Origin of the sequence: Rheinheimera mesophila, from assembly GCF_000986865.1 — a bacterium.
In the GTDB taxonomy this organism is placed as follows: Bacteria; Pseudomonadota; Gammaproteobacteria; order Enterobacterales; family Alteromonadaceae; genus Pararheinheimera; species Pararheinheimera mesophila.
Map to the genome: position 1 here is coordinate 23,292 of NZ_LAVS01000001.1, position 12,784 is coordinate 36,075.

General features: G+C 49.1%; 9 protein-coding genes. 5 read left to right on the top strand and 4 right to left on the bottom strand.

Annotated features, from left to right (window positions below):
• Positions 1–42 precede the first annotated feature (42 nt).
• The 3 genes from SD53_RS00125 to SD53_RS00135 all read right to left on the bottom strand — a co-directional run bounded on the left by SD53_RS00125 (position 43) and on the right by SD53_RS00135 (position 4,588).
• Complete coding sequence (locus SD53_RS00125; RefSeq protein ID WP_162198661.1) at positions 43–1,926, bottom strand: family 43 glycosylhydrolase; 1,884 nt, start codon at positions 1,924–1,926, stop codon at positions 43–45.
• Between the two features lie 122 nt (positions 1,927–2,048).
• Positions 2,049–3,443 (bottom strand): family 43 glycosylhydrolase, encoded by a 1,395-nt coding sequence (locus tag SD53_RS00130; RefSeq protein ID WP_046518183.1) that lies wholly within the window; start codon positions 3,441–3,443, stop codon positions 2,049–2,051.
• A gap of 107 nt (positions 3,444–3,550) precedes the next feature.
• On the bottom strand, positions 3,551–4,588 hold the full coding sequence (locus SD53_RS00135) for an arabinan endo-1,5-alpha-L-arabinosidase (protein ID WP_206539872.1): 1,038 nt from the start codon (positions 4,586–4,588) through the stop codon (positions 3,551–3,553).
• A 322-nt stretch (positions 4,589–4,910) separates the two neighbouring features.
• Here SD53_RS00135 and SD53_RS00140 point away from each other — a divergent pair, with 322 nt between their 5' ends.
• From SD53_RS00140 to SD53_RS00150, 3 genes are read left to right on the top strand one after another with little or no spacing between them, the layout of a single operon-like run.
• Positions 4,911–6,293 (top strand): MFS transporter, encoded by a 1,383-nt coding sequence (locus SD53_RS00140; RefSeq protein ID WP_046518185.1) that lies wholly within the window; start codon positions 4,911–4,913, stop codon positions 6,291–6,293.
• A 30-nt stretch (positions 6,294–6,323) separates the two neighbouring features.
• Positions 6,324–7,271: a glycoside hydrolase family 43 protein gene (locus SD53_RS00145; protein WP_046518186.1), complete on the top strand. Its 948-nt coding sequence runs from the start codon at positions 6,324–6,326 to the stop codon at positions 7,269–7,271.
• Between the two features lie 42 nt (positions 7,272–7,313).
• Complete coding sequence (locus tag SD53_RS00150) at positions 7,314–9,650, top strand: beta-L-arabinofuranosidase domain-containing protein (RefSeq protein ID WP_046518187.1); 2,337 nt, start codon at positions 7,314–7,316, stop codon at positions 9,648–9,650.
• Position 9,651: 1 nt separating this feature from the next.
• Here SD53_RS00150 and SD53_RS00155 read toward each other — a convergent pair whose 3' ends face one another.
• Entirely contained in the window at positions 9,652–10,812 is a 1,161-nt protein-coding gene (locus SD53_RS00155) for an FAD-dependent oxidoreductase (RefSeq protein WP_106693111.1), read from the bottom strand.
• A gap of 154 nt (positions 10,813–10,966) precedes the next feature.
• On the opposite strand from SD53_RS00155, the gene SD53_RS00160 reads away from it, so the two are divergent.
• Positions 10,967–11,611 carry a peroxiredoxin-like family protein gene (locus SD53_RS00160; protein ID WP_052749185.1) on the top strand — a complete coding sequence of 215 codons (645 nt, stop codon included), beginning with the start codon at positions 10,967–10,969 and terminating at the stop codon, positions 11,609–11,611.
• 282 nt (positions 11,612–11,893) lie between these two features.
• Positions 11,894–12,784 (top strand): N-carbamoylputrescine amidase, encoded by an 891-nt coding sequence (gene aguB / locus SD53_RS00165; RefSeq protein WP_046518188.1) that lies wholly within the window; start codon positions 11,894–11,896, stop codon positions 12,782–12,784.

Sequence of the window (12,784 nt, forward strand, 5' to 3'; positions counted from 1 at the left end):
TCATCAAGTATCCGTCTTTATGCTGCTCTGCCCCGGCTTATCTCAGTCTGCAGCTCTGAGCTGAAATTGCTGACATATGGCATCAGAGTGCTCTGGAGCCTGCTTCAGTGTCACTTGGTCATATAAGCTACAACTGGGTAAATCGACTCGCTGCTTTGTATGTACAGACAGCAAAGATAACGCACCATTGTCCAGTAGTTGTAAGGCCCACTGACTGGATTTAGCAGCACAGTTACCCAGGACTAAATCAGCACCAGCGGCCAATGCCTCATCTTTTACTGTCAGACAAAGTTCCGGGTTCAGGCTGTTTTGCAGTTGAACATGGCCGGCTTGTCCTGCTTTCCATCGCCATTGCTGGCAGCCTTGTTGCGTCCAACTTTGTTGGATGACCTGCGCCCCACTGGTTGCTGCACAATCCTGGGTACTGAGCACCTTACCGCTTTGCCTGCTGCTCAGCACCGTCTTATTGGCGGGAAGCAATAACCACTCCTGGCACGAGGCGGCCGCATCGGCCTTGCAGTTTGTTGCAGTCAATGGAGTTTGCCCGGAGGCGTTGAGTAGCTGGAAATATCCGTCTTTACCCGCTTTTAACAGCCACTGTTGGCCTGGCTGATTGACCCAGGCCGATACATCACCATGCGCGCCAATAAAGCGCCCTTCCTGATCGGCAAGCCGATAGCGGCCTTTGCTGGTCGGATCCAACACCCACTCAGTCTGCTCAGTGCAAGATTGCTCTGTCAGTCCCTGTGCTGATGAAGCCAGACATAACTCTGTTGCTCTGTTGATCAGTTGCCATCTCACTCCCTCAGGCACCAGGGTTAACGGTCCCTGTTCACCTGACGGTGCAGCAACAGTTTGGCCCTCTGGCACCGGAGTACCAAAGTCCGGTGTCCCATCGGCTGTAAAAGTAAAAGGCTGCGCCCTTACCGAGCGGGTTGCACTACAGCCATCGGTTTCTTTGTTGTTACCGTGATACACCAGCCAATTTTCCGTACCGTCAGGGGATCTGAAAAAGCCATTGTGTCCGGGGCCGAAAACGCCATTGCCACGTTCAAATACGGGCTGCTCTGCTTTAGTCCAGGAACTGGCCTGCATCGGATTATCCCCCGTCAGCTCCAACAACCCCAGCTTATAATCGGGCGTGTCACAAAAACTGGCGGAGTACACAACAAAAGTTCGGCCCTGATGTTTCAGTACTTCGGGCCCTTCATTGACCTTACGACCAGATTGCTCCCAGGGCAAAGACGGGCGGGACAAAACCATTCGCTCGCCGGTTAAGGTCCAGGGGTTGGACATTTCACTGATCCAGTTTAACTGTTCATCACCCACCCACTCAGACCAAAGCAAATACAATTTTCCGTTATGCTCTAAATAGTTACCGTCTATATTCCAGCTATCTGGCATAGGAGAGCCTTTGTACTGGTAAGGCCCCATTGGATCGTCCCCTGCACTTTCCAATACCGACAAATGCTGGCCATCCAGATTTTCCTGCTTGCCCGAGGTATACATCATGTACCAGCGAGGACCATCAGGCCCCTGCAAGCGATGAAATTCAAAAGCCCAGAAATTACAGCAGCTTTTCGGGTTGGTTTCAGACCAGATATTGACAGGGGTAGCACTGGCTAAGCCTGCCAGAGTCGGCGATTTACGCATCACCAACTGAGAAGTCCAGGTGGTAGTGGTCAGGTAATAATTGCCTTGCCAGTATTCCAGCCAGGGATCGGCACCGTTGGCAAACAATGGATTAGTAAAACTCTGATCTTCTCTGGTGGCAGCCGGTGCAGTGACGGCTGCCGGCACAACGGGCACTGATGTCTGCTCCTGAGCAGGCTCAGGTGAACAGGCCGCTAAGCACGATAAAAAGCTGATCACCAATGGCATACGGTAGCCTTTGAAGCCTGGCAAAGGCTGGTCAGTTAACGTCATAATAAACCTTGTCCGTTCTGTTGATTTTATATTTGTATTACAATAAGACCATAGAAGTCTAAAACGAAATGACGATAAAAACAACAGCGGCGGACAGTGGATTTGGCTGTCCGCCGGGTAGCTTATAATCTCTCCAGTAACCACTGCTGGTTGGTGCCACCTGTCACAGTCCATTGCAGCACTTTGGCATCATTGGCAGTGCTGGCGCCACTGACATCCAGCACCTGGTTACTCAGGACAGAACGGATACGGCTATAACCGTTGCCTGCATCTTCCAATAACCACCTCTGGCCAGCGCCTCCCCAATAAGGCCACTGCGCTATGCTGGCCCCTGCTGCTGTTGATAACTCCCAGACATCCAGTGCCTGGCCGCTGTGGCTGTTGATCAGGCTATAGCTGCCATCTCCCAAACTAATGAGTTGCCATTGCTGATGTAAGCCAGAACTTAGGCTGTATTGTTCTATCATGGCGCCATGAGCAGCAGAGGCATTGTCTACCGATAAATATTTACCACTGTGGCGGGCTTTAATACGATAGGTGCCTTCACTGACTCCACCGCAACTGGCGACAGTAAAATTGCGGGTTAAGCTGGGCCAGCCCGTGCTAAAGCTCATTTTCAGCAGGTCCAGCTTGGCATTACCGCCATCGTTCAAGTCGTAATAGTGAGTGGACACATACTGGCAGCCGCTGTCTTTCAGTACACCTATGTGGCCTGGACCTTTATAATTGCCGCTTTGATTGGGCAATAGACTACGCTCTTCCTGATAAGGTCCCCAGACTGAAGTGGAGCGCGCTACCTGAATGTAGTAACTGCTGTTGCTGCCCTGACAACAGGCGCCACGGTTCAGATACAGATAATAATAATTGCCTTGCCTGCTAATATATGGTGCTTCAATACTTTGGTGGTTCCCGCCGTATATCTGCTGCACATTGCCCAGGGTTTTTCCTGTGGCGGGGTTGATTTCAACCAGCCCTAACCCACCAAAAAAGGAGCCATAACTCAGATAAATCCGGCCGTCATGATCCCGAAACAGAGCGGGGTCTATCGCATTGATGTCAGTGCTGGCACCGCTGGAGCTGACCACCATACCTAAATCCTGCCAATTGGGATTTTTAAGCGACACTGTACGGGCCACTCCTATGGCTGAACGTGAGCTGCCAAAGGTTGATACCGAGTAATACAAGTAGTAGTAGCCTTTCATCTGGATCACATCAGGTGCCCAAAATGCTCCGGTAAAACCGGGCACAGCCGTATTGATCCAAGCCGGCCAGCCTGACGGAAATACCGGACTGCTGGTCGCAGACCAATGGGTCAGGTTGGTCGAAGTGGAATACCAAATCCCCTGCCCTGTAGTGAAGTGAAAATAGGTATCGCCGTCTTTGATCAGCCCGGCCGGATCATGAGAGTTAGGTACTCCAGTGATAGTGACGGCTTGCACAGCGGCGCAGAAAACACTCAACAGTCCGAGCAGGCCAAACCGCCAGCATGCTGGCGGCCTGATATTGTGTTGTTGCATAAGTATGTCCTTGTCTGTCGTATTTGTTTTATCTAGTTGCCATTGTTATTTGTCATACAATAACAACTAAATAAACTAGAACAGTTCCATACAAACGCAACTTTTATCTAATTTTTTAATAACAGGCTCTGATACCCCAACCAGTCTTTTTCATTTACCAAAGGCCAGCCGTTGTTATCCCACTGCAATGCAGTGATCTTCAGTTTTTGCAGGCCGTTATCAGCCAACTCGTAGGCATGAAACACCAGATAATCTTTGCCGTCGAAACCGTATACTGAGTTGTGGCCTAGACCAGGCCAGTCTTTGTTACCTTTTAATAAAACAGAACCGCCACCTGCGGCTAAATCTTTACCGTTTTTATCCAGATAAGGCCCGGTTAAGCTTGTAGAACGCCCGACCACCATATGGTAAGTACTGTCTTTACCACGGCAACATTTGCCATAAGAAACAAAGAGATAATAAAACTTGCCTTTTTTGTAGAGAAAAGGGGCTTCCAGTTCAGCAGGGCCTGGTTCAGCGTCATCTAAAAATGCTGGTCGCTGGGCTTTTGCCAGCGTATGCCATTGTTCGGGTTGCGCTATACGGGTCAGGCTTTGATCCAGCTTCACCAGTTTCAGCCCCGCCCAGAAAGAGCCAAAACTCATCCAGGCCTGACCTTGCTCATCCAGAATCACGGCAGGGTCTATGGCATTCCATAAATCCCGATGTGGCACAGACTGCAGCACTATGCCCTGATCCACCCACTGATAATTTGGATCTTTTGGATCCAAAGTGGTGTTGACAGTCACGCCAATAGCCGAAGTGTTTTTACCAAAAGCCGAAATCGAGTAATACAAATAAAACTTGCCCTGATGCTGCACAATGTCCGGCGCCCAGATATGGCCGTCAAAGCCCGGCGATACAGATTTGGCCCAGGTCGGCTCCTGCGCAAAAACACGACCGGCTAAACGCCAGTTTTTCAGATCGTCGGATTGGTAAAAGGTAATACCAGGCCCCGTGCTGTATAAAAAATACTGGCCTTTTTCTGTGGCCATGACCGGATCATGAATACTGACTTGCTCAGCCTGAAGCGGATCAGAAAAAAACATACCGCCACTCAACACCGCTACTCCAAGCCAAGTGATGAAAAATTTGCCCTTGTGCATACGGCTCATCCTGTTTTAGTTGAATTTGTATTACAAATAGCATAAGTTCAACGCAACACGCAATCCACAGCAGAACCACTACTGTCGGTTATTGCGCAGAAACTCAGCAGAGATAATCAAAAAATAATCTTATAAAACAGATAGATAGTGACTAATGAACCGAAATCATTCAGAGTCGCGCTCTGGCTTGTAAGCTGAATCTATTAGTAATACTATAAGATTATAAACAAGATAAAACAGGCTTTAGCATCGGGATCCGCTGTAGTTTTACGACTGAGCAGAGAAACTGAGCATAAAACCTATAGATCCACAGGGGAGTCGAATGGCAGGTTATAAACTATCTGTCATGGAGAAAATTGGCTTTGGCGCCGGTGATATGGCGGTCAATGTTGTGATTTCTTCCATGATGCTGATTATCACGTTTTTTTACACCGATATCTTTGGCTTAAAAGCCGCAGACGTTGCCATTTTGTTTCTGGTGGTACGACTGATTGACGCAGTGACCGACCCGTTGATGGGCATGATCACCGATAAATTCACTACCCGCTGGGGCCGCTACCGGCCTTATTTCCTCTTTATGGCGATCCCTTTTGGTATTTCGGTATTTTTAACTTTCTCCACACCGGATCTGGAGTACAACGGCAAGCTGGTGTGGGCCTATGCCACCTACATCTTCGTTACCCTGATGTTTACCGCTGTCACTATCCCCTATATTTCCATTATTGGGGTGCTGACCGATTGTCCAAAAGAACGCTTATCCGCCAATGGCTATCGGTTATTTTTTGCCAAAATTGCCGCCTTTTTAGTGACGATTATAGTGCCTGTGCTGGCAGCGCAGTGGGGGGAAGACCAACTGGCGGCTGGTTATCAGGCCGCTATGGGTTTGATGGGTGCTATGGCCAGCCTGTTGTTTTTATTCTGCTTTTTCAATACCACTGAGCGTTTACAACATCAGGTGGAAACCAAACCATTTTTTAGTCAGTTAAAGCTGTTGTTAAAAAATGATCAATGGCTGATTTTATGCGCCGTCTGTGTGACGGGTACCATTGGTTATGTCATTCGTGGCTCAGTGGCGGCCTATTACGCCAAGTATTATCTGGGCGGAGATGCAGCCTTGCTGTCTGCCTTTTTATCGACAGGTGTAGTCGCCGCTATTCTGGCCATGGTGGCGTCGACCTGGATTACCAAACATCATTGCAAAGTCAAACTATTCCGGCAAAGCCAGATTGTGGTGGCCGTGCTAAGTGTGCTGCTGTTTGTACTGGTAAAACCCGGTGATATCTGGCTGGCTTTTGTGTTGTATTTTTTACTGTCTTTTGTGGTGGATTTGCATGCGCCTGTGTTCTGGTCGGCCATTGCTGAGGCTGTAGATTATGGAGAATACAAAACAGGCCAGCGGGTGTCAGGTTTAGCTTTTGGTGGTATCTCCTTTTGCCAGAAAGCAGGTATGGGCATAGCAGGTTTTGTCGTTGGTAGCTTATTGGCCTTTTTTGATTATCAGCCGGATCAGGTACAAAGCGAATTCAGCTTATTGGGTATAGCGCTGATGCTGTCGGTGATCCCGGGGTTCTTCCATTTGCTGATGGGCCTGTTGATGTACAAATACAAAATTACCGACAGCTTTTATCAGAACATGGGAGCTGGTCATCTCAAGCCAGCAACACCTGAGCAGGCATCAGCAGCTCAGTGGATGAACGCTAAATAGCTTTTTTACTGATACCGCACTGGAGTTTTTATGCGATTATTAACGCCCTTAATTGAGCAGCGGGCCGACCCCTGCATTTATCGCCATACCGATGGTTATTATTATTTCACCGCCTCGGTACCAGCTTATGACAGAGTCGAGTTGCGCCGCGCCCGCACTATTGAAGAGCTGCCTCAGGCAACACCGATCACCGCCTGGTTAAAACCAGAGACAGGGCCTTATTCAGAGCTTATTTGGGCACCGGAAATTCATTTTCGCCAGGGGGCCTGGTATATCTACTTTGCTGCAGCTCCCAGCCGTGAGATCAAACACAGACTGTTTCAGCACCGAATGTATGTGATCTGCTGCAAAGACGCTAACCCTGTTGAAGGGCAATGGCAGTTTTTAGGCCAGATTGATACCGGTATCGATACTTTTTGTCTGGACGCGACCACCTTTGAACACAGGGGCCAACTGTATTATGTATGGGCGCAAAAAGATAATCAGATCGAAGGCAACAGCAATTTATACATCGCCACCATGGATACGCCGGACAAAATCAGTAGCGCGCCTGTGCTTTTAAGCAAACCTGAATTTGATTGGGAAACCCGCGGTTTTTGGGTCAATGAAGGCCCCAGTGTGTTGACCCGCCACGGCAAAGTTTTTATCAGCTACTCCGCCAGCGCTACGGATGAAAACTATGCCATGGGGCTATTGTGGGCCGATGAGAACGCCAACCTGCTAGACCCACAAAGCTGGCACAAACTAAAAGAGCCAGTGCTGCAAAGCTGCTTCGAACACCAAGTGTATGGCCCGGGCCACAACAGCTTTACTGTATCCGCCGATGGCAGTACCGACTTACTGGTGTATCACGCCCGCACCTACACTGAAATAGTCGGCGATCCACTTTGGGATCCAAACCGTCATACCTATGTCAAAGCGCTGCGTTGGGATGATAACGGCATGCCAGTATTTGGCCGCCCCTCTTTGCAGGAATAAACAGCGGTCAGAGCCTTGGCTCTGACCCAAAAGGTGTGATGAATGCGACTATTAGTCTCTGTGTTTTTCATCTTCAGCGTCTCTCTACAAGCCGCTGAAACAGCAAAAATTCATACAGTGCCGTTAAGTTCAATTCGCTTGACAGACGGTCCCTTTTTGCATTCAGAGCAAACCAATCTGCAGTACTTGCTAGCGCTGGATGCGGACAAACTGCTGGCACCGCTGCGCCGTGAAGCAGGTATGAAAAGCAAAGTGGAATCCTACGGCAACTGGGAGAATAGTGGTTTAGACGGTCATATGCTGGGGCATTACCTGAGTGCTCTGGCATTTTTGGGGAGTGCTACAGCCAATCAGCAGATCAAAGCCCGGTTGGATTATCTGCTGACTGAACTTCAGAAAATCCAGCAGGTACAACAAGGGTATTTAGGTGGTGTGCCCGGCAGTAAAGCCTTATGGCAGCAAATTCAGCAGGGCCAGATCGAGGCTGATTTATTCAGCCTGAATCAACATTGGGTGCCTTTTTACAATATTCATAAAACCTTCGCTGGCCTGCGGGATATTTACCTGCACAGTGGCGATCAGCGCGCAAAAAATTTGTTATTCAATTACGGCAACTGGCTGAAAAAGCTGGTGAAAAACTTATCAGCGCAACACATCCAACAGATGCTGCTGACCGAACATGGTGGCATGAACGAAGTGCTGGCTGATATGGCGGTTATTTTTGACGACCCTGACTATATGGCTCTGGCTAAAAGCTTTACCGAAGTACGTATCCTGCAGCCGCTGCTCAAAGGCGAAGACAAGCTGACCGGCCTGCATGCCAATACCCAAATTCCCAAAGTAGTGGGGATAGCCCGTATTGCCGAATTGTCCGGCGATAAAGCCTGGCTCAAAGCGGCCGAATTTTTCTGGTCTTTGGTCGTAGAGCAGCGCACTGTCGCTATAGGTGGTAACAGTGTGCGGGAGCACTTTCACCCGAAAGACGACTTCAACCCTATGCTGAATGAAGTGGAAGGGCCTGAAACCTGCAACACCTACAATATGTTAAAACTCTCTATGCTGTTGTACCGCCAGACCGGTCAGAGCAAATACCTGGAGTATTATGAGCGGGGTTTGTGGAACCATATTCTGGCCAGCCAACATCCGGAGCATGGCGGTTTTGTTTATTTTACTCCGATGCGGCCACAGCACTACCGGGTTTACTCCAAAGTGGATCAAGCTATGTGGTGTTGTGTCGGTTCTGGCATTGAGAGTCATAGCAAACATGGCGAGTTTATTTACAGCCTGGATAACAACGCCCTGCATGTCAATTTATGGATAGCTTCCCGCATTAACACTCCCCAAATAAAACTACAGCAGCGAACCTTATTCCCCGATGAAGCCACAACTGAACTGATTTTTGAGGCGCCAAGCAGACTAAAGCTGCAGCTACGTTATCCATCCTGGGCCGGAGTTGTCAGGCTCTGGCGCAATGGCAAAGCAGTAGAGGTGACAGCCAAAGCCGGAGAAGCTATTTTGCTCTCAGGGCCATGGCAACAAGGCGACAGAATAAAACTTGAGCTGCCGATGCAGTTAAGTCTGGAAGCTATGCCAGCCAAACCGGATTATTTTGCTGTCTTGTTTGGGCCTATAGTGTTGGCCAGTCGCAGCACGCCTTTTCCAAACGAAAGTTTGAGCTTTGTTGCTGACGACAGCCGTATGGGTCATATAGCCTCAGGCCCCACCTGCCCTGTGTCTGCTGCCCCCCTGTATATTGGCGATAGCAAAAACTTTCTTGCCAGCTTACAGCGCCTGCCTAATCAACCCTTGGCATTTGGCACAGGTCAGGGCTTTTTGCAAGGTCAGCCTGAGCTTATTCCCTTTTTCCGGTTGCACGACAGTAGATACCAAATCTACTTTCAGCACAGAAGCCTTGAACTCTGGCAACAACAAAAAGCATTGCAACAACAGCAAGATAAAGCCGCCGCTTTGCTGGAAGATCAAACGCTGGATAAAGTTTATCCAGGCGAGCAGCAGCCTGAATCGGATCATTTTTATCAGGGTGAACACAGCGAAGCGGGTGTCAATGCAGGCCGACACTGGCGGCACAGTAAAAGCTGGTTTAGTTATCAGTTAAACCACAAGGGCCAGCAAAACCTAACCTTACGGTTGGAGTATTTTGGCCTGGATGGCGGACGAGCGTTTGAAATCTGGCTGGATGATAAAAAGCTGACCGACGTGGAGCTTAAAAGCGGCTTGGGACCGGACTGGTACAGCGTCGATTACCCTATCCCCAACGATATGCTGCCGAAAAATGCCGATCACTTCCGCGTCAAATTCGTCGCCAAGCCCGGCAGCATAGCGGGTGGACTCTATCAGGTACTTTTGCTGAAGTTGTAACTTAACTGATGCCAACCGCATAACGGCTGACCCAATGTTTTAACGGACCAGCTTTTTCTGCCACTGCTAAGCCAAGCTGACGTAAAAAACGCACAGGCGGCAAGCTGCTGCTAAAGCTTTGATAAAACAAATCCATAGCCGACATCATCAGCGCATTTTCGCGCTGACGTGTGCTTTGATACTGCTTTAACCATTCGGCATCAGCTAAATCCTTGCCTTGGGCAACAGAGCGTTCCAGCAATTCAGACAACAACATCGCATCTGCAAAACCTAAATTGACGCCCTGGCCCGCCAACGGGTTAATACTGTGAGCCGCATCCCCGACCAGCACCAGCCGTCCTTTGACATAGTCCTTCGCATGCACCCGGGCCAAAGGAAAACTGGCCACTTGTTCCACTGTAATTTTGCCAAGCTTAGCTGGAAAAGCCTGTTGAATTTGCTCAGCCAAAGCGGGTTTAGCTAAAGCCGCAAGCTGTTTCACTTTATGGTGATGATCGTACCAGACTAAAGAGGCCTGCTTGCCCGGCAAAGGTAAAAAGGCCCGTGGGCCTGATTCATTAAACTGCTGCCAGGTAATATCCTGCTGCTCGTATTCTGTAGTGACTGTAACCACCAGACAGCTTTGCTGATACTGCCAACCCGACACGCCAATTTGGGCTAACTGACGCAGCTGCGACTGCCCACCGTCCGCGGCTATTACCAGTTTGGCGTTGAGCTCACCAAATTCTGCAGTGCTGACACTGGCATAATCAGCGTGCTGGGTAAAACCAGTGACAGTGGCTGGGCAAAACAGGTGCAGGTTGGCAGGAAAATTAGACCAGAGCGCCTGCTGGATCAGATTATTTTCGATGATATGGCCCAGATGAGTCAGCGCCAGCTCATCGGCATGAAACGTCAGCCCGGCCTGTTCAGCTTCAAAGGCTTGTAATCGTTTATAAGGGCATAAACGCCATTGCTGTAATAAAGACCAGGCACCTAACTCTGTCAGCCACTCTTCACTACGTCTGTTGATAGCCGATACACGAAGGTCAATAGCGCCTTGTGGCTCAAAGGTTGTGACTGGTTGTTTTTCGATTAAGCCCACTTGTAAACCTGCACGGCTTAACTTCAGCGCCACTGAAGCGCCCACCATACCACCACCAACAATTAATATATCCAGCACAACAACCTCCTGCTCACTTCAGAACATTCTACCCTGCTTTTCGGTTTTTACTTTGCGCTAAATCAGCAATTATTCGTCACTTATTCAGCAGTGGCTGAAAGATTCTTCAGGCAACTCCGGTATATAAGCTCATATCACTTAAGGAGAAACCAAAATGAAAATCCAGCATATTCTGTTACTTAGCCTCAGCCTGTTCAGTTTTAATCTGTTGGCCGCCCCCCGTATTGCCCAAAGCCCTGAAGATATTAAGCCGTTATTAAACGGTATGTCTGCGCCTCTGGTCAGTCTGCAGGATGCCACAGGCAAAGCCGTCGAGCTTGGTACAGTCCTGAGACAACAAGACACAGTACTGGTGTTTTACCGTGGTGGTTGGTGTCCTTATTGCAACCTGCAACTGGCGGCTTTACGTCAGATTGAACCTAAACTTGAAGCTTTAGGGTATCAGTTGATTGCCGTAACACCAGACAGCCCTGCTGCGATTCAGGCCAGCTTAAAAGACACCAAAGGCGCTGCTATTAGTTATACCCTGCTCTCTGACAGTCAGTTCAATCTAAGCTCGGCTTTTGGTGTGGCTTATTATCTGGATGAAAAAACCAGCGCGACCTATTTAAATAGCTACAAACTGAATCTGAATAAGGAGGCCAGCAGCGGCAAAGTAGTTCTGCCTGTGCCTGCGGTCTATATCCTGAACAAAGCAGGTGTAGTGCAGTACAGCTACCAGCATATTAATTACAAAGTCCGGTTACAGCCCGAATTACTGCTATTGGCGGCTCGGCTGGCTAAACAAACCGACCAGTAAAATTCACTAAAAACCCAGTATTTTTGCATATCCACCCACTGTTAATTCAGGGCAGCTATCACTGCCCTGAAACTCAGCCCGAATGACCTGAAACTCATTGACGAGCACGCAAAAATACGGCATTTTGCGCGCCCTTGCAGCCCTGGCTTTTGATTGCCGCTGTCGGTTGCCCCTGTTGGTTGGCGCTGTTAGTTGCCCCTGGGGGCAAAACTGACTAGAGTAGCTGCATCTTTTGATTTGAATTCCGTTTTGATAACTAGCTCTGGCTTGAGGAGACTTTGCATGCGTAAGGTAACTGTGGCCGCCACCCAAATGATTGGTGGCTGGAATGTAGACGAAAATATTGCCCGTGGTGAGCGCTTAGTCCGTGACGCTGCAGCTCAGGGCGCCCAGATCATCCTACTGCAGGAACTGTTTGAGCGTAACTACTTCTGCCAGAAACAAAAGTATGAATATTTAGAGTTCGCGACCACGGTCGAAGACAATCCGGCTATCCAACACTTCAGCAAAATTGCCAAAGAGCTGAAAGTTGTTCTGCCAATCAGTTTTTATGAAAAAGCCGGTAACTGCTTTTACAACACTGTGGCCGTGATTGATGCTGACGGCAGTAACTTAGGTTTATACCGTAAGAGCCATATTCCTGATGGCCCTGGTTACAGCGAAAAGTTCTATTTCACGCCAGGTGACACAGGCTTTAAAGTTTGGGATACCGCCTATGCCAAAATTGGTATCGGCATTTGCTGGGATCAGTGGTTCCCTGAATGTGCCCGCAGCATGGCGTTAATGGGTGCAGAACTGCTGTTCTACCCTACTGCTATCGGCACAGAACCTCATGACGAAACCGTCAATTCACGCGAACACTGGCAACGTACTCAGCAGGGTCATGCCGCTGCTAACTTAGTGCCGCTGATTGCATCCAACCGTATTGGCCGTGAAACCGAAGACGATTACGCTATTACTTTCTACGGTAGCTCTTTTATTGCCAACGAGTTTGGCGCCAAAGTGCAGGAAGCCGACGAAGTCAGCGAAGCCGTGTTAGTGCATACCTTCGATTTAGACGAGACCGCAAAAAACCGTCGCAACTGGGGCGTGTACCGTGACCGTCGTATCGACTTGTATGGCGCACTGCTAACTAAAGACGGCAAAACTATCCCGACTGAAGGGAACAACTAA

Excerpts from the sequence above, each read along its gene's own strand:
- SD53_RS00125 (WP_162198661.1), bottom strand. The coding sequence starts at position 1,926 with ATGACGTTAACTGACCAGCCTTTGCCAGGCTTCAAAGGCTACCGTATG.
- SD53_RS00130 (WP_046518183.1), bottom strand. The coding sequence starts at position 3,443 with ATGCAACAACACAATATCAGGCCGCCAGCATGCTGGCGGTTTGGCCTG.
- SD53_RS00135 (WP_206539872.1), bottom strand. The coding sequence starts at position 4,588 with ATGCACAAGGGCAAATTTTTCATCACTTGGCTTGGAGTAGCGGTGTTG.
- SD53_RS00140 (WP_046518185.1), top strand. The coding sequence starts at position 4,911 with ATGGCAGGTTATAAACTATCTGTCATGGAGAAAATTGGCTTTGGCGCC.
- SD53_RS00145 (WP_046518186.1), top strand. The coding sequence starts at position 6,324 with ATGCGATTATTAACGCCCTTAATTGAGCAGCGGGCCGACCCCTGCATT.
- SD53_RS00150 (WP_046518187.1), top strand. The coding sequence starts at position 7,314 with ATGCGACTATTAGTCTCTGTGTTTTTCATCTTCAGCGTCTCTCTACAA.
- SD53_RS00160 (WP_052749185.1), top strand. The coding sequence starts at position 10,967 with ATGAAAATCCAGCATATTCTGTTACTTAGCCTCAGCCTGTTCAGTTTT.
- aguB (WP_046518188.1), top strand. The coding sequence starts at position 11,894 with ATGCGTAAGGTAACTGTGGCCGCCACCCAAATGATTGGTGGCTGGAAT.